General features: G+C 42.8%; 17 protein-coding genes. 7 read left to right on the top strand and 10 right to left on the bottom strand.

The annotated features are described in order from the left end of the window. Positions 1–26: 26 nt before the first annotated feature. Complete coding sequence (locus M2444_RS12190) at positions 27–404, bottom strand: hypothetical protein (RefSeq protein WP_280787087.1); 378 nt, start codon at positions 402–404, stop codon at positions 27–29. Between the two features lie 153 nt (positions 405–557). Between M2444_RS12190 and M2444_RS12185 the strand changes: the two genes are divergently transcribed. Then, the gene (locus M2444_RS12185; protein WP_094874437.1) at positions 558–977 is read left to right on the top strand and encodes an LSm family protein; all 420 of its coding nucleotides are present in this window, start codon (positions 558–560) and stop codon (positions 975–977) included. Between the two features lie 37 nt (positions 978–1,014). Here the strand turns inward: M2444_RS12185 and M2444_RS12180 are convergent, their stop codons facing one another. The 5 genes from M2444_RS12180 to M2444_RS12160 form a co-directional block, all read right to left on the bottom strand. Then, positions 1,015–1,929, bottom strand: coding sequence for a polysaccharide deacetylase family protein (locus tag M2444_RS12180; RefSeq protein WP_280787086.1), 915 nt, complete (start codon positions 1,927–1,929; stop codon positions 1,015–1,017). Beyond that, positions 1,901–3,223 carry an MFS transporter gene (locus M2444_RS12175; RefSeq protein WP_094874439.1) on the bottom strand — a complete coding sequence of 441 codons (1,323 nt, stop codon included), beginning with the start codon at positions 3,221–3,223 and terminating at the stop codon, positions 1,901–1,903. Before M2444_RS12175 ends, M2444_RS12180 begins: the two co-directional genes overlap by 29 nt. A gap of 186 nt (positions 3,224–3,409) precedes the next feature. Continuing rightward, a complete protein-coding gene (locus M2444_RS12170; protein WP_094874440.1) occupies positions 3,410–3,949 on the bottom strand; it encodes a DUF1854 domain-containing protein in 540 nt (179 codons plus the stop codon). Further along, positions 3,942–6,137: an ABC transporter ATP-binding protein gene (locus M2444_RS12165; protein ID WP_094877756.1), complete on the bottom strand. Its 2,196-nt coding sequence runs from the start codon at positions 6,135–6,137 to the stop codon at positions 3,942–3,944. Before M2444_RS12165 ends, M2444_RS12170 begins: the two co-directional genes overlap by 8 nt. A gap of 269 nt (positions 6,138–6,406) precedes the next feature. Continuing rightward, positions 6,407–6,595, bottom strand: a complete 189-nt coding sequence (locus M2444_RS12160) for a hypothetical protein (protein WP_094877757.1) — start codon at positions 6,593–6,595, stop codon at positions 6,407–6,409. Between the two features lie 302 nt (positions 6,596–6,897). Between M2444_RS12160 and guaD the strand changes: the two genes are divergently transcribed. Both guaD and M2444_RS12150 read left to right on the top strand, forming a co-directional pair. Continuing rightward, on the top strand, positions 6,898–8,262 hold the full coding sequence (gene guaD, locus M2444_RS12155; protein WP_280787085.1) for a guanine deaminase: 1,365 nt from the start codon (positions 6,898–6,900) through the stop codon (positions 8,260–8,262). Between the two features lie 38 nt (positions 8,263–8,300). After that, complete coding sequence (locus M2444_RS12150) at positions 8,301–9,653, top strand: uracil-xanthine permease family protein (protein ID WP_094877759.1); 1,353 nt, start codon at positions 8,301–8,303, stop codon at positions 9,651–9,653. 54 nt (positions 9,654–9,707) lie between these two features. Here the strand turns inward: M2444_RS12150 and M2444_RS12145 are convergent, their stop codons facing one another. After that, positions 9,708–10,049, bottom strand: a complete 342-nt coding sequence (locus M2444_RS12145; protein WP_094874444.1) for a nitrous oxide-stimulated promoter family protein — start codon at positions 10,047–10,049, stop codon at positions 9,708–9,710. Between the two features lie 196 nt (positions 10,050–10,245). On the opposite strand from M2444_RS12145, the gene M2444_RS12140 reads away from it, so the two are divergent. Together M2444_RS12140 and M2444_RS12135 are read left to right on the top strand one after the other, a co-directional pair. Then, positions 10,246–10,728 (top strand): RNA polymerase sigma factor, encoded by a 483-nt coding sequence (locus M2444_RS12140; protein WP_094877760.1) that lies wholly within the window; start codon positions 10,246–10,248, stop codon positions 10,726–10,728. Beyond that, a complete protein-coding gene (locus tag M2444_RS12135; protein WP_094877761.1) occupies positions 10,725–11,333 on the top strand; it encodes a zf-HC2 domain-containing protein in 609 nt (202 codons plus the stop codon). The genes M2444_RS12140 and M2444_RS12135 overlap by 4 nt, the downstream gene beginning before the upstream one ends. An 85-nt stretch (positions 11,334–11,418) precedes the next feature. Here M2444_RS12135 and M2444_RS12130 read toward each other — a convergent pair whose 3' ends face one another. Further along, positions 11,419–12,066 carry a 2OG-Fe(II) oxygenase gene (locus M2444_RS12130; RefSeq protein ID WP_094877762.1) on the bottom strand — a complete coding sequence of 216 codons (648 nt, stop codon included), beginning with the start codon at positions 12,064–12,066 and terminating at the stop codon, positions 11,419–11,421. A gap of 135 nt (positions 12,067–12,201) precedes the next feature. Next, positions 12,202–13,590: an MFS transporter gene (locus M2444_RS12125; protein WP_280787084.1), complete on the bottom strand. Its 1,389-nt coding sequence runs from the start codon at positions 13,588–13,590 to the stop codon at positions 12,202–12,204. Positions 13,591–13,869: 279 nt separating this feature from the next. On the opposite strand from M2444_RS12125, the gene M2444_RS12120 reads away from it, so the two are divergent. Continuing rightward, positions 13,870–14,340, top strand: a complete 471-nt coding sequence (locus tag M2444_RS12120) for a MarR family winged helix-turn-helix transcriptional regulator (protein ID WP_094874547.1) — start codon at positions 13,870–13,872, stop codon at positions 14,338–14,340. 122 nt (positions 14,341–14,462) lie between these two features. Continuing rightward, entirely contained in the window at positions 14,463–14,840 is a 378-nt protein-coding gene (locus tag M2444_RS12115; RefSeq protein ID WP_280787083.1) for a collagen-like protein, read from the top strand. Between the two features lie 66 nt (positions 14,841–14,906). Here M2444_RS12115 and M2444_RS12110 read toward each other — a convergent pair whose 3' ends face one another. Continuing rightward, complete coding sequence (locus tag M2444_RS12110; RefSeq protein WP_280787082.1) at positions 14,907–16,727, bottom strand: PrsW family glutamic-type intramembrane protease; 1,821 nt, start codon at positions 16,725–16,727, stop codon at positions 14,907–14,909. Between the last annotated feature and the right edge of the window lie 9 nt (positions 16,728–16,736).

Genomic DNA, 16,736 nt, shown 5'->3' with positions numbered 1-16,736 from the left:
CGAATCTTTATCTGACAATAACTCTCTCAAGACCCACTCATGATGGCAGTAAACCCAATGCAAATTGCCGTGATTAAAGACAAAGGTGACATCACAAGTCTTTCTTTTTTACTCTTCGATAATATATTCATTACGGTATTGAGAATTAGATAGACTGCGAAAAAATAACATACGCTTCTATCAAAAGGTAATCCTATAGAAATCACGTTTCCTGCCTGCAACAAGTACAAGATTGCAATCGATTGTATAACAACTGAGATCGCACACGCAATCCTCATCTGTGAGGGCATGATTCTATGTTTGCCACCCATTGCAAATTCACCATAAGGTAATCCTAAAGACAGTAATATGTAAAGAATCGCCGCTCCCGCAAAAGTAATACTCCCAATCCATGCAGATAACACCCTTCCACCCCCTTCACTAATTGGTATTCAAATCTTATAACCTCTCCTCATCAATTTTTGGACTTTATTTTCATATTAATGATGAACTCGCACAAGCAACACCGGAATATCTGAGTAATATATAATTAAATAGACCAATGAGGTGATCCACAAATGTCAAACAGAGCAAAAATTCGCAAGCGAGCTGAACAGCTCAAGGGTAGACCTGTATGCGTTACGCTTCATGATGGACGTACGTATGTAGGATGGATAACTGGCCTCGATAAGGATGGATTGACCCTTTCCAAACCACGTAAAAATAAAAATAAAAACAAAAAATCAAAAAAACACACTTCTTCCCGCTCCCGGAAAGCGAACGTATCCGGACTCATGCCATTATTCGGCTCACTCTTCGGAATGGGAGGAGGGGCTGCTGGCGCTGCCGAGGGTGCAAGTTCAGGCGCTTCAGGATTCGGTGGAATTATGGGCTTCGTAGGGATGATCCAAAGAACAATGCCGGTTGTGAAAATGGGCTACAATATGATTAGATCTATTTCCCCATTCTTGAATGGGCTGAAGGGTTTAATGGGATAGTCAAAAGACACCCCGCAAGGTGTCTTTTTATTTTTCCTTATGAACTTATCAGTTTCTTCAAAAGTATCCCCGCAGATCTTACCCGTGGGCGCTTTAGATGCTCCTGTACGTAGCGATAGTCTGTCAATTCAACACTAGCATCACGAATCGCATAGGTAAAATCATCATCAAAGGGTAGACGGTATTCCCAGACTCGCTTCTCCCAATGTGGTATATTTGCAAGCATCCATGGATCGTCGATTCCGGGATGAATATAGGTTTCACTAACACCATCAGGTAGCGAATATAGCTTATCAATAATAGATTGTTTGAAACGATCGTACGTCTCACCCTCCTCTACACCAAAAGGATGCGACAACAAGTAATCAGGAATCGGAACTCCAAGTGTATCGGCCAGCCCGGATCCAAGTGCAACAGGACGTTCAATATTTTTCAGCGATCCTAACAGGGGATCCTCAGGATGGATGTATCGAAAGAACCGTGATGGCAATCCCCAGCGCGAAGTTCTCCACAACGTCTGCGGAAGCAAGCTGCGTCCTGTTTCCATGCCATATAAACTTCCCATATGGTTGTCTACATGACTAATCACGATTCCGGATTGTTTCACTCTCTCATACTGCGCAACAATCTCCTTTAGCACAGCTTTTGTCTGCGCCCCCTGTTCAAACTCTTTTACCGTCTTATATTGATGCCCGCCATCGTCATGTAGTGAAGAGTCCCCCGTCAGGCTGCTCCAGCGTAAAGCCTCAAACTCACTAGTCATTGTCAAATGAAGGCCCACATTTCGTTGTTGCCTACGGCTACACCATCTAGCTGCCTCCTCGAATCCAGGGGCCACCGCCATTATCGTCGCTGAAGATACTTTTCCTTCTTCTAACAGATGCATAATCGCCTGATTCATGGCAGGGCTTTGCCCAAAATCATCACAATTGATGATTAATCTTTTGCTCATAGTCAGCATCACCTCTCAATTGCCCCGTAAATGTGAATTTAATCGTAAAAGATATGACAACAGATATGGCTAGCAGACATAACGGCACCACGCTTATTAAATACCGGAACGTTGCTTCTGGATCAGACCCTGGATCATCACCACCCTTATAACCAAAGATCATCCCTACAATGAAAAAGGCGAGCGCCGAGATTAATCCGCTCGAACGAGTGATAAATCCACTTACCGCGGTATAGATGCCTTCTCTTCTCAGACCTGTCTTCTCCGCATCCTCATCAATAATTTTGCCACCTACGATTGCCGGGGTTACTAGAAATCCTGCTAGTCCGAAACCGACAACAATACCAGCGGCTACACCACTTACAAGATCATAACCGAACCATAGCGGAATGACAGATAAAGCATATAGGATAAGCGATAGCCGCCATGCCTTGACCCCATCCATCTTACGAATAATCCAATACCACACGAACACTAATGGAATAACCGAGACAAAGACAGCTGCGAGCATAATAGACACCTGTGTTTCTGAAATATGTAGAACATATTTTGCATAAAAGGGAATCATCGAGCTTACAAGTCCATTCACCGTTTGGGCAAAAGAGTTCGAAATATTAAACACCCAGAACTTCTTATTCCGAATCGTCTCCCGAAACGCCGGAATGAGCTTCAATGGTTCGGTCTTAGTAGTCTCTTTCTTCTCTTGAACGTTCATCATGCATAAGAACATAAACACGCCGAAGACACAGGCATACACAATAGCCATATTAGAGAAGTTAATCGCTGCGAAAAGGATTGGCGTTAGAGCCGTACCGATTAACAGAGCGACCACTTGATACCCTTGCTGAATCGCCGAGGCTTTTGCCCGAATACGATCTCCACGGAAGAGCTCCGGAAGCAGCGCGCCATAGTTCACCCACAAGACCGTAGCCACAGCCTCATAGAAAATAAGCGTCACTAGAAACCAAGTGAAGAGTCCATTCTCGGATAAACCGCCGGGGGGAGAGAACACCAGCACAAACGCCAGCATAAACAAAGGGATCGATCCGAACACCCAGGGTCTACGCCGACCATAGCGGGTATTTGTCCGGTCTGACCAATATCCAAACAACGGATTATTCACCGCATCCCAGATCAGAAAGATTGTTCTGGCCAGTGTAGCAAGTCCAATGCCCAAGCCCAATTTCTCCACATAAAAATAACTGTAAAAAGAACTAAAAGCCTGACTGGGAACCATCATCGCAAACATTCCAAAAGCAAAGGTGTACGGCGAGTTCATCCATTTATGCTTCACTCACATACCTCCATATAGTAAATCATCTAGTTGTAATATATTACCACATATACTGGAAGTTTAGTGACAAATTTGCTCCAATCTAATGCGTTTCCTCCTCATAAATGGAGGGATAACCGCGCATGCTTACACAGATCAAAAAAAAGTGCTCAGTAGTATAAACTACCAAGCACTTTGCTTCTGCCACTATAAAACGTCTTTCAGCTTATTCCGACTCTGAATATCCAAAGTGGAATAATCACGAATTTCGCATCTTTTTCCATTGACGTCAGTCAGAATGATGCGGTTAAGACTCGGGTATTGCATATGCTCATGCAGGTTACGCATAACGATACGAGTCTGCCCCAGATTCGTTTGCAGCTCCCAAATCCACATATCTGCCTTCTGTTTAATGGAATCAATTCGGGTCACAACGGGAAGAAAGTAGCGCAGCTGCAGTTCTTTGTCCACTTCCCCCCGACTTTCCTCATCCAGCTGATCAATGTCACGAATGACACCAATCTCCTCACTCTTAGAATTCCTCACAGAAATATACTGGGTGTTGTATTGAAAAGGAAATATACGAAAAAGGACTAGCTCTTCATAAACCTTACCTTCTACTACCCCTTGAAATACCCCACCTTGACTACGGTTAAAGGAAATCAGACCCGGTTCAAAAATGTTAATTTCATAGGGATCTTTATCTTGAGCTTTCAATTCATCACTGACACTGATTGGATCACTCATGCACTTCTACCCCCTTAATCTGGGACATTTCTTTCTGTGCCTCGACCAGTTTGAAGTAAGCCCCTTCTACTGCTAGCAATTCTTCATGCGTACCCACCTCAATAATCTTACCGCGTTCCAGCACGACGAGCCGATTGGCATTTCTTAAAGTGGACAATCGATGAGCAATGGCGAATGTCGTTCTACCTTTGACCAGACGCGAGATGGCTTCTTGGATTTGCCGCTCAGTCACTGTATCCACAGAAGCCGTTGCTTCGTCCAGAATTAGAATCCGCGGATCGTGAATTATTGCTCGGGCAATAGACACTCGCTGCTTCTCCCCTCCGGATAACTTATGCCCACGTTCTCCTACCCTTGTGTCATAGCCATCAGGTAGCTGAACGATGAAGTCATGTGCATTGGCAATTTTAGCAGCACGCATAATTTCTAGCTCTGTAGCATCCGGTTTAGAATAAGCGATATTCTCAGCAATCGTGCCGTCGAACAGGAATGTCTCCTGCAGCACTACACCGATCTGACTCCGGAGGTCAGACTGGCTAATATTTCGGATATCCACTCCGTCGATGGTGATGGTGCCCTCATCTGTGTCATAGAATCGGCAAATCATATTGATGAAGGTCGACTTCCCAGCACCTGAATGTCCGACCAGACCAATCATCTCTCCTGCGCCTACTTTTAAATCCACGTTCTTGAGCACAGGGTGATGCTTTTCGTATCCATAAGTGACCTGTTTAAACTCTACCTCACCATTAACACGACCAATATCAGCTGGGTTCGTCGTATCAGGCACATCCGATGGTGTATCCATAATTTCAAAGACCCGATCTGCTGCTGAAATCGCATGGCTGGCCCAATTGATCATTTGACTTACCCACTGCAAAGGTCCGAGGAGCATCCCCAGGTAAGTAACCAAAGCGATTAGCGTACCAATAGATAATTGTCCGTCAAGCACCGTTCTGCCGCCATAATACCAAATTAAAAGCGTACCAACGCCAGCAACTAACGCAAAAGCGGGAAACATTCCCTGCCACAAGCCTTCAATCCGGATATTGTGCCGCACCAATTCCTTATTAGCGACAGTATAACGGGACATTTCCGTAGTTTCCTGACCAAATGCTTTAACCACACGAATTCCCTGCAAAGAATCGCCCACCAAAGCGTTTAGTCTAAAAATAGATCTCCACTGCTGGTACCACCGTCTGCCAATCATCGGCCATAACACAGTCGATAGAACGACCATAAGCGGCATAGGCAGCATGGCTAGCAGCGTTAGCTTCCAATCCATACTAAACATAATGGCGAAGATTGCGATCACCCTTAATGATTCACCCGAGACCCATATTACGCCATCTGTCATGAATTGCCGCATCGCCTCAGAGTCATTATTTACCCGTCCAATGAATTGCGAAGACTGTCTTCGATCGAAGAAAGATAGCGACAATTTCATCAAGGAATGATATACATCATGACGCAGATCACCCATAATTTTCGAGCCAATCCATACCCCGATAAGTCCACGTACAGTCTGCATTAGAGTAACCATCAGAGAGGTGGCAGCAAGCCCAATTACAATCCATAGTAACGTTGAACCCATGTCCTTTTTTGTTAGCACGTTATCTACAATCATTTTCGTCAAAAAAGGTGGAACAAGCTCTATCAATGTAGTGAAAATCAGCATAATTGCTGCTGCGATCATTTGGATTTTATACGGCTTCGCGTAACCTAACATTCGAAATAGAACCTTGCCGTTACTTTTACACACCGGACAGGTCTGAGAATCGTCTGGTAGCGGATTGCGGCATTTCGGACAATGTCTTGGAAATTCTTTTTCAGAAGCCGTTGGCCGCTCCTCCCCTTTAGCTACAGCAGCAATTAATTTAGACGCATATCCAAATATAGAGGTAAGCGATGCGGTATAACGTATAAGGATAATTGGACCCTCTTTAGTATCGACAAGTAACGAACCGCCACCAATCCCACCTACTACTCGAGCATCGGCTATACTCGAAACAAAAAACTTCGAAACCATTTCCCCGTCCGTTCCCCAAACGGACACTTCCTTCTCTGTCAATACAAGCCATTGCTCACCGAATTGTCCATCATTCATTAAATCAGTTCCAAAGTGGAATAACGGCTGTTCCGTAAGCTGCATTTCTATAGACTTGGGAAGTTTATCAACATATGGCATTCTTTTTCTCCCCTTTCTTTACCCACCTATTTACTCACATATATTTACAGCGGTAAAGATGAAAGAATGACTATAACTGTTTTGTATAGTCACTTGGACAACCCAAAAAAGACACCCTTAAGGGTGTCTTTTTCATTATTTTGTATGATACTGGCCATGTCTTAAAAACAAATCCAGATCGATTCATTTTTATGTATAACGGGTCAACAAATGCTCCTGCGCTAATTTCATATCTTAACCAAATCGATCGGATTCCAGAAATTCTATCGTTATTTTCGACGGCGAATATTCATGCGATTATACATCACTAAACCGGCGACGACCATGCCCAGTGTACCTATACTACTCGCTACTTCAGTCTGCATACCAAACAAAATACATACGTTAGTCACCAGGCTTCTCGTAAGCAACGCGACAATAATTAGCATGATCGGACGCCAAAAGTTATATCTTCTCATTTCAGTAACACTCCTAACCCAATTTTCTTAAGCGCTTAACCTAAATTATCTATGTGTATTATAGCATAAGTAAGTAACCGCATACATTTTACGTAATGCTAATAGCCGAAAAGGACATTATCTTCAAAGTATCTCCGAAGGAGATTGCCGAAGAGCGTATGTAAATTCATACATTTCGATCTAGTTAGAGCATAAATCAGTAACTAACATTCGTTTTCGTTCGACTTTTGGTGTAGACTTATCAGTTTTTACGGATTATAATAACAAACATACACCAAAAGACGAACATTAAGGCGGATAATATGAATAAATATATGCAAATATTCCTAGGGACTTCATTTTCAAGTAAATCACCTAAGGAAATTCAAATTTTAAAAGATCACCTCTTCTGTATAAATAGAGATGGAATGATAGAAAGGATCGTTTCTCCAGAAGCGCCGGACTATCAACCATTACTAGATACTTACCAAGACCAAGGCAACTTCCATCGATTAGGGGACGGTCAGTTTTTCTTGCCCGGCTTTATCGACTTGCATGTTCACGCGCCCCAATGGGCTCAATCTGGAACGGCATTAGATATTCCACTCTATGACTGGTTAAATACTTACACCTTCCCATTGGAATCTAAATTTTCGGACCTGGATTTTGCAAAAAAGGTCTACGATGATGTGGTTGACACTTTACTCGCGAACGGAACGACTACAGCTCTTTATTTTGCAACGGTGCATAAAGAAGCCAGTTTACTGTTAGCCCAAATCTGTGCGGATAAAGGGCAACGCGGACTCGTTGGAAAAGTGGTAATGGATGATCCACAAGGAAATCCAGAAAGCTATCACGATGCTGACACCCAAACGGCACTAAAAGATACGGAAGAATTTATTTTAGCTGTAAAAGAACTAGCCAAATCGACTAAGCAAGGCGTTTACCCTGTAGTGACACCTAGGTTCATTCCAAGCTGTACAGATAAGGCATTGCAAGGTTTAGGTGAATTAGCCGCTAAATACGATACTTATATTCAATCGCACTGTAGTGAAAGTGATTGGGCGCACGGTTATGTAAAAGAACGATTCCAGAAAAACGATGCTTTTGCCTTGCATGATTTCGGTCTGCTCAGTGATAAATCAGTCATGGCACATTGCAATTTTTTGGATGAGGATGATGTGGATTTATTTGCGGAGACTGGAACGGCTATTGCACATTGTCCGATCTCGAACGCTTATTTTGCCAATAGTGTCATTCCGATCGCACATTTCCATTCCAAGGGTGTGGAGATTGGTTTGGGGTCTGATATTTCCGGAGGTTTCTCACCTAGTCTATTCGATAACATAAGACAAGCTGTAATGTCTTCAAGAATGCTTGAGGATGGCGTTAATCCCTCCCTTCCTGCACAAGAGCGTGGATTACTAGGATCACGAATTACGATTGATGAATCCTTCTATCTTGCTACTGCTGGTGGCGGAGAAAGCTTAAGTTTACCTATCGGCCGGATATTAGAAGGCTATACGTGGGATGTTCAAATCATCGATACAAAAGTACCATCGGCTAGACTGCCTCTCTTTGATGGGAATGAAGATTTATACGACGTGTTTCAAAAAATGATGTATCTAGCTCGACCTGAGAATATCCGCGAGGTCTGGGTACAGGGTGAAAAGGTTTATTCACGTTAAGGACCGAAAAAACTAGAAAAGTTAAGGTGGGCATCTGAGTGGAAACACAAGCAAACGTACAAGATCAAGCACCATTAAAGTCACAACTATTAACCGTTCTACCCGATGAAAAAGTTTCATTCAGTAAATCCATCATCTTAGGCTTTCAACATGTATTGGCCATGGACGTTTATGTGGTTCCGTTCCTGATTGCAATGTTAATCGGCTTACAGCCGAATCAGTCAAGCGCGTTAATTCAATCTACCTTTATTGCTGCTGGACTTGCAACGATTGTGCAGACTTATTTCTGTATGAAGCTTCCTATCGCTCAAGGTCCTTCCTATGTTCCGCTTGGTGCGATCGTCAGTATTTATGCCGCTAGTGGCGGCGGGGAGCTGGGCTGGAGTTCCGTGTTAGGTGCCAGCTTAATCGGTGCGATTCTAGTTATTATTTTAGGCTATGTCGGGATCTTTAATAAAATCGTTAAGAACTTTATCCCACCCATTGTAGGTGGTACGATCATATTCATAGTCGGTCTTTCTTTATTACCTGTTGCTATAAGAGACAATATCTATGGAGCTTCAGGCGCTTCAATCAATCAGAACGTTTTGTTAGCCCTTATTTCAGCGGGCACACTCCTTTTATTCGTGATTCTCGGTTCTATGTTCCGTAATAAAGGATCGATCTTCCGAATTATTTCCGTCATGATGGCATTAGTAGTTGGATGTATCTCTGCTAACTTGATGGGTGTGTTAGATTTCTCAGCGATTAGCAAAGCGAACTGGTTTAGCATGCCGCGTATCGCTTTTGTAGATTTCGGATTCTCGTTCAACTTTTCGGCTATTATCACCATGGTTATTATTTATCTCGTACTGCTAGCGGAAACAACAGGTACCTGGTTTGCTGTCAGCAACGTAATCAATAAACCTTTAACAGACGATCATATTAATAAAGGGGTTATCGGTGAGGGGATTGGCTGTCTTATTGCTTCTGCACTCGGTTCAACACCTGTTACAGGCTATTCTACCAATGCGGGGATTATCTCCATCACAGGTGTTGCCTCCCGCCGGGTTTTCCTCGCTGTTGGAGGATGGTTTGTCCTCTTCGGTTGTTCTGGTAAATTAGCTGCTCTGATTTCTTCCATTCCATCCGCTGTAATCGGCGGCGTCTTCGCTATCGTCTGCGGGATCATTGCAATTAATGGTGTGCAGGTGATGAAGAACGTAACGATTGGCGAGAAAGAAATGTACATTATCGCAATACCGATGATTATCACGTTAGCTTTGGTGCTCATTCCTGGCGACTACTTGCATTCCTTACCTTCATTCGTGCAATATTTATTGGGCTCACCTATACTAGCGGCTTCATTAGCAGCGATCGTACTGAATAAACTACTGCCAAGTGGCAAATAGAACGTAAAAATGCTAGATCATAAAACGGACATCCAATGATGTCCGTTTTTTTTCTTATTTTCTCAGCTTATTGGGTAATGGAATATGCCTAATTGACTCAATGGGATGATATAGTAACATCCATGGACCTGAAAAACGCATAACCCCTTTTATTCTTTGACGATACTCCGGTTTATAACAATGAATAGGGCATTTAGCACAAGCCGTTTTCACTTCCCCGAACTTACAATAAGCTAACCTCTTCAGAGCATAATCGTTTAGATCCTGACATTCGTTGCAAAGCCCCTTATGATGATGTTTTTTCTTACAATATATACGAATCATTTTCGTGACAATATCTTGTTCTTTTTGAATTTTAGGACCTTCGTTTAATTGTCGGGTTACCTTTATTGTCATTTATGAGCCTCCTTGTAACTTGTACAATAAGATCTCATCTAATTATAGAGGAAAAGCAGTCCTTCTTTTTTTACATTTCTAAGGATTTTTATCATACTACACACCCAAGGCGTTATTTCGTTATACTCATAATATTTTTAGAAAGGCTGTAACGTTTATAGCTTTTTACGGATATATAACCTGAGGAGGTGAACGAATGCAGGACAACGAGGAATTATACAGGGAATATTCAACCCAAGTATATAAATTCGTATTTAGTTTTTGTCATAATCATTTACTGGCAGAAGAAATCACCCAAGAAACTTTTTATAGAGCTGTAAAGTCCATACACAAATATGATGGAACCTGCAAAGTATATGTATGGCTTTGTCAGATTGCTAAGCATGTATGGTATCAGGAGCTGGACAAGCAACATAAAAGGAAGTCTTATGAACTAGATGATCCTCCTGTTTCTAGCGCAAATTCAACTGAATCTCAATTCATTCTTGCACAAGACAAAATGGAATTGTTTAAACAGCTTCATTTACTTGATCCCAATACCAAGGAAGTACTGTATCTGCGTTTGACTGGAGAATTCAGCTTTCGGGAAATTGGCGAGATTCTTGGAAGAGATGAGACCTGGGCGAGAGTTACCTTTTACCGTGGAAAACAAAAACTGATGAAAGGAAGAACTACATGAAATGCGAAATCATTCAGGATTTATTACCTTCCTATATTGAAAAGCTCACCTCTTTACATAGTAACGAAGAGATTGAAAAACATCTGCAATCCTGTGAAAAATGCCTTCAATCTTATAATGAAATGACCGCAACAGCAAATCTAAGTCTGCCTATTGTTGATCAAGAGGAGGTTAAGAAACTTAATTATTTTAAAAAGGTAAAAACAAAAAATATAAAGACGCTCGTCTTTTCCCTCTTAACAGTGATCATACTGGCTACAGCCCTTGTTGGACTTTTCGTTATTGGTTTCCCTGTATCCACTAAAGATGTGGCCATTGATTATCAGAAGACAAAAACTCGTCTGGAGGTTCACCTAACTTTGGAAAACGGCAAGGACTTGGTGTTCTCAGGGAAAACTACATTTATTCGTGATGAGAATAATAATGTGATTGGTTCCGAAACTAGGTATAAGCCTAGAGGTTTGCTTCATAACCCCTTTGATAATGTTGGAACAGAGGTGATGTTGGGGACGGAGATTCATAGCGATCCGGATTTTTCGAATACATTTATCCTTGAATTTAAAGACAAAACTATGACGTTCATTAATGGTATTTTGGTGGAATAGACATTGCCGTTAAATTCGAAAAAAGACACCTATTTAGGTGTCTTTGCTGATAATCATATGGAATCATATTGGAAGATATAGTTGTTTAAGAGGAACGAAGGGCTTGCCTTCTCATCCACATCGTTGCAACCCATTTTTCACCTTTGATCACTGGTGTACCTGCATGCAGGGTAGACTCATTTAATTCATGATTATCATAAAAATATTCAAAGTAGACCGCCATACCTTTGTTAGGACTTACGGATAAATTAAGCATAGGGAAAGCTGTTTCTCCGCCTTCCTCCACATCATTCAAATACATCACTAGCGTACTAATTCGATTATTGCTACTTGCTCGACTCGTTTCTGCGAAGAAATCATAATGGGGTAGATACTCTTGGCCAGGGATATACAGCAGGACTTGCAAGCCATCACCATGCTCGACAGGAATATTCATAATTTGAGAGAAACGTTTCTCGATTCTAGTAACCGTCTCATTCTCCTCACAGAACACACCACTGCTCGTTCTAATTGGATTGACCACATGGTCTTCACCTATTTTTGAACGTTGCAATCGTTCCCTAGAATATTCAATTAGCTCATGGCATTCCTCATCGCTAAGCACATTTCCTAGTAAGACAACTAGTGGCTCCTCATACTTGGCAATAATTCGAATCTCTCGATCTTCTGTCTTGATCGTATTTCCAGCATGATCAAATATCGTCCGTTCTTTGTCTGTACTATTCCCTATCATCCTTATGCAGCTCCTAGGTTATAACATCCATCACAAAAAACATACCATAAAATGGTTTTATTTGCTTGATTACTTCGTGACATCCAGTATCCAGCTTTATAATGTTTTTCTTTGATCCGTAGATGGCATAACCTCTTAAATCTCCATTCCTTTTTTATTCTTCCTCGACCCGGAAGCACCCGTACCAAACTGATAACGGTACAGCACAACTACAGCAATAGTCACCAGGGACATAACGAGAAAAATATTACTATACACATGGGCAGTAACATTAGTATTCAGAGGATTGAACTGCACAGCGGCAGTGCCCTTGTCTAGCATTTTCCCAACCACGCTCATAGCCATCGCGCCAGAAATGAAATTGATCATGGAGAGTAATCCCATGCCAACTCCTGTCTCCTCTTTTGGCAGCGTCTGCGAAATCGTATTGGACATTGAGATTTGCATGAAGGTCTGACCTACGTTTCCTAATATTAAAATAATGGCAATAAAATATGCCGATACCCCAATAAAAGTAGATAGTAGGGAGAACGCTAGAAATAACAATACCGAAGCCACGAACACAAGTGCCAAATTGCCGCGATCATCAGCCAATCTGCCACCCTTACGTCCCATGATCGCTGAAGCAATTGCTGCTGGCACTAACACAAAACCAATGGTCGAAGGAGTCAAGCCATTCACTGCCGCTAGAAATTGTGGGGTCATGAACGTCATACTAAAGCTCATCGCTGTCGTTGTAAAAGCAAGCAGCAACCCGATCGAATAGGTTTTGTTACGGAACAATACTGGTTTAATAAAAGGCTCCACAGCTTTCCGAATCCGAATGATGAATAAGGCCAGCAAAACAAGCCCTCCAAGGAACAACCACACTTGCATCTGAGTGATGGCAAGTAGGAGGATTGCGACTGCTGTAGCTAATAACCCGCCGCCAAGAACATCAATACTTCCTGCCTTCCCTTTCACATTATCTAAATACTTCCGAAAAAAAGGGAGTGTCAGTAGCGGAAGTAAGGAAAGAACAAACATAAGCCTCCAGCTTCCAAAGCTGGTGATGAGGCCTGCAGCGACCGGTCCCAAAGCATTACCAAGCGCTAACCCAACCGCAGAAGTTCCAAGTGCCCGCCCCCTCTTCTCGGGAACAAAATAACGAATTGGAATGATCATTGCTGTTGCAGGAAGAACGGAAGCACCGGCAGCTTGAATTACACGGCCCAGAATAATAATCCAAAACTCACTAGCAAGCAGACCTATTAATGAACCGAGAGCGAAGATAAGCAGTCCATACGTTAATAAATCCTTCAACCGATATTTATCTGCTAATTTCCCCATGACGATGGAACCTACCGCGTATACCACCATATAACTAGTCATCATCCAACTAACCTGAGAAGGAACAAGATTGAACTCTTTGCCAATCTCAGGAAGAGCTACATTGAACATCGTACCGTTCATAACTGAGAATATTAAGGTAACTACAAGTATTTTTAGCAGCTTATCTGCATTTTCTGTGGATGTATCTGACATAATCTAAACCTCTTTTCTGATTCAGAATGAATTATAAGTAAAAACATTAATACTGAGGATACTCACTATTTTCTCTGGTGTCAAGGTATATCCTTTACTTCGAGCCTCTTGGTGCACGCTTCACCAAACTACAAACATTCTGTTTCACCGAACTATAGTTGAATACACCTTATAAGAGTATAATTTAAAGAGCACACTCATTAAGAGTATCCACATATTGATCCATCTCACGAAATTGAGAATAAAAAATTGACAATAAAGTCAAGGAGGCCCTACATCATGAACACAGATCATCCCAAGGCGATAGACGTCATCCACATATTAATGAGATCAACCAACTACATTAAAACAGAGTTTCAATCCCAGTTATTAGCGCTTAATACGCCTTATCATCTCTCCGGCCCTAGATTGCGTCTGCTCTCAGTCGTCGCGGAAGCAGGCAGTATCCGCATGAATGAGTTAGCCGTTAAATTAGGGATCAAAGCACGTACCGTTACCGATTTTATTGATGCGCTTGAGCAGGATAAACTCCTTGTTCGAATTCCTGATCCAACCGACCGACGCGCTACACTGATCCAGCTTACGGAGCTTGCGCAATCCACTATTGAGCAAGTTCTGGCTTTCCAAGATACAGTCGCTGACAACATGCTGGACAATCTCTCGCTAGAGCAAAGAAAGCAATTCTATGACCTTCTATTACAGCTAACCAAAAACAAAGCAATTACTGAGCTATGTGAAGAAGCTAAGTAAGTTAGAGCCACGTCGAGGAACTTCCTCGCTAAATTTATCAATAAAATATCGGATACGCCCATTCACTTATCTCCGCTCCTACATACAATGTTTTAGCCCATTCATTAAGGAGTGACAAGATCATGTCATTTTTCCCATCTCCAAGTTTCCCAGGATTCCCAGGACAGCCTGGGCAGCCTGGGCAACCCGGACCACCAGGAATACCAGGACAACCAGGAATACCAGGGTCACCAGGACAACCGGGACTCACGGCACCCAGCTCACCTCCCCCGCAACTCATCCCTCAACAACCTGCCATTTCGTCTTTTGCTGTCGACCCGGGAGCAATTGCTGGTTGTTTGTTTCGGAATACGTACGTATGGCTCGTAAATAGAAATCAATTCTGGTTTTTCCCGGTTTTCGTAGGACGCACCTCGGTTGCGGGTTTTCAGTGGAACGGAAGGTTTTGGATGTATACAGGCTTGAGCCTGCAGTCCATCCAATCCTTCACCTGTTTCTAAATGAACACACAGAAAAGCTCCGTTCCACGAGGAATGGAGCTTTTGGCTCTAAGATAGAATTGACCATTATTTAATCCGTAATGCCTGGCTACAGCGTGCACAGTAGCGGGTACCTTGGGGAGACATTGACCCGCAGCCTTCACAGTAAAGCTCCTGTGTCATTGACTTCACTTGATCGTCATGCAGAATTGCCTCATGCGTGGTTGGATTTAACATATTCAATACGTGGAATTCTTCTCTTCTTCCCCTGCGAAGGAGTGAGAACAATAAATAGAGGCCCATGAACCCGACTAAAGTCATAGCACCCGCCTTTATCAGACCCGATTCAAAGCGATAATTCCAAAGTGCATGCATCACCACTGCTGCCAAGAACATCTCCAATGCATGTCGCCATCTTGTCCATGGCTTGCCATTCCCCAAGTTCGAGTTCTTATGCATGCTGCTTGCATACCATATCCCCACAGTTGCAATTGCAGTCCATGTTCCATGGCCGAAGGGTGATAATAATGCTCTCATCCATAGGACCGCGAGCATCCCAAGTGAAGATGCTTCGTCTAAATGTACCCATCCATAAATAATACTTTCCACTGCTGCAAATCCCATTCCTGCTGCGGCACCAAACACCACTGCATCCATCAGAAATTGGATTTTTCGCGTTCGAACGAGTATCACACAGATTAACAATTTAGCAGTTTCTTCTATTAAAGCCACAGACAAAGGTACATAAAGCTGCGAAAAGTCAAAGGAATTTGCTTTTACTTCAAAAAGCCAAATCCGCTCTAAATACCAAGCCAGAGGGATGGCGACAATCGCGGTAGACACAAAAACTAAACCAACCCTCATCTGACGAAAGCCTACTAACTGCTGACTTCTTACAAAGGCTACGAATGCTACGGGACCCACTACACCTCCAACAATTAAGGCGGCGATCTTCCACCATTGACTATGTAAGAACAATGCCAAGAGGGATAAGACAAGAAATCCGCCTCCCAGCCACAGCAACTGGTCCATCCACTTGTCTTTGGCCTTAGGTAGCGATTCATTATCCTCGACAATAAATTCCTCACCGAAGGCAATTGTAACTTTCTCCATCAGATGGGGTGTTCGTATGTTTAGAACCTTAATGAGTTGTTGACGAACCGGAGCGTAATAATCGAGTATAGTTAAGAACTCTAACTTGCCCATAATCAGTATTTCACTATCTTCTACCGCGATCAACGTATGTGAGGAGACCGTGTCTGTTAGTAACTCTGTCTCTCCATAAAAATCCCCTTCTCGAAGGACAATCTTGCGCCGCTTTCGGCCGCGAAGCTCAATACTCCCGCTGCTAATCATGAGAAATTGATCAATTACTGCACCTTCCGCGATAATTTCTTCGCCCTTCATCACTTTCTTGATCATTGTAATCTCCGCAAGACCCCGAAGTTCAGCATCAGGTATGACCGACCAGATGGTCGCTTTTCGAAGCATACTATGAATCATTCGGATTCGTATGTTCACAAGCACACTTTCATAAAATAACGGACTCAGGTTCGCCAAATATTCGAACGATGGACGGTCTAGACGCAGCGCCCTTACTTGACCGATTGCCGTAACACTAGCCGATCTTTGTAGGTTCCGAATAAGACCGATTTCTCCTACTAATTCTCCCGGTCCAAGTTCAGCCAAGAGCAGTGCCTTCCCAACTAAGTTAACCGAGGTGACCTGCACCTTCCCTTGCCATATAATGAAACAGTCCTTAGAGGTGGACGCTTCCATAAGAAGTCGTTGTCCATCCTCTAAAGACACAAGTTTTATAGCATCAATTACATTTCGTAGCTCACCATCAGGAATGCCTCGCAATAATGGATGATCACGTAGAAAATCAACTGCAGTATTAGGTATCATAGTTTTAAC

Origin of the sequence: Paenibacillus sp. PastF-3, assembly GCF_029893135.1 — a bacterium.
In the GTDB taxonomy this organism is placed as follows: Bacteria; Bacillota; Bacilli; order Paenibacillales; family Paenibacillaceae; genus Paenibacillus_AQ; species Paenibacillus_AQ nitricinens.
This window is presented reverse-complemented; position numbering and strand designations above follow the sequence as displayed.

Bases quoted from the DNA above. Each gene is read 5' to 3' on its own strand.
- M2444_RS12185 (WP_094874437.1), top strand. From the start codon at position 558: ATGTCAAACAGAGCAAAAATTCGCAAGCGAGCTGAACAGCTCAAGGGT.
- M2444_RS12180 (WP_280787086.1), bottom strand. From the start codon at position 1,929: ATGAGCAAAAGATTAATCATCAATTGTGATGATTTTGGGCAAAGCCCT.
- M2444_RS12170 (WP_094874440.1), bottom strand. From the start codon at position 3,949: ATGAGTGATCCAATCAGTGTCAGTGATGAATTGAAAGCTCAAGATAAA.
- M2444_RS12165 (WP_094877756.1), bottom strand. From the start codon at position 6,137: ATGCCATATGTTGATAAACTTCCCAAGTCTATAGAAATGCAGCTTACG.
- M2444_RS12160 (WP_094877757.1), bottom strand. From the start codon at position 6,595: ATGAGAAGATATAACTTTTGGCGTCCGATCATGCTAATTATTGTCGCG.
- guaD (WP_280787085.1), top strand. From the start codon at position 6,898: ATGAATAAATATATGCAAATATTCCTAGGGACTTCATTTTCAAGTAAA.
- M2444_RS12145 (WP_094874444.1), bottom strand. From the start codon at position 10,049: ATGACAATAAAGGTAACCCGACAATTAAACGAAGGTCCTAAAATTCAA.
- M2444_RS12140 (WP_094877760.1), top strand. From the start codon at position 10,246: ATGCAGGACAACGAGGAATTATACAGGGAATATTCAACCCAAGTATAT.
- M2444_RS12135 (WP_094877761.1), top strand. From the start codon at position 10,725: ATGAAATGCGAAATCATTCAGGATTTATTACCTTCCTATATTGAAAAG.
- M2444_RS12130 (WP_094877762.1), bottom strand. From the start codon at position 12,066: ATGATAGGGAATAGTACAGACAAAGAACGGACGATATTTGATCATGCT.
- M2444_RS12125 (WP_280787084.1), bottom strand. From the start codon at position 13,590: ATGTCAGATACATCCACAGAAAATGCAGATAAGCTGCTAAAAATACTT.
- M2444_RS12120 (WP_094874547.1), top strand. From the start codon at position 13,870: ATGAACACAGATCATCCCAAGGCGATAGACGTCATCCACATATTAATG.
- M2444_RS12115 (WP_280787083.1), top strand. From the start codon at position 14,463: ATGTCATTTTTCCCATCTCCAAGTTTCCCAGGATTCCCAGGACAGCCT.
- M2444_RS12110 (WP_280787082.1), bottom strand. From the start codon at position 16,727: ATGATACCTAATACTGCAGTTGATTTTCTACGTGATCATCCATTATTG.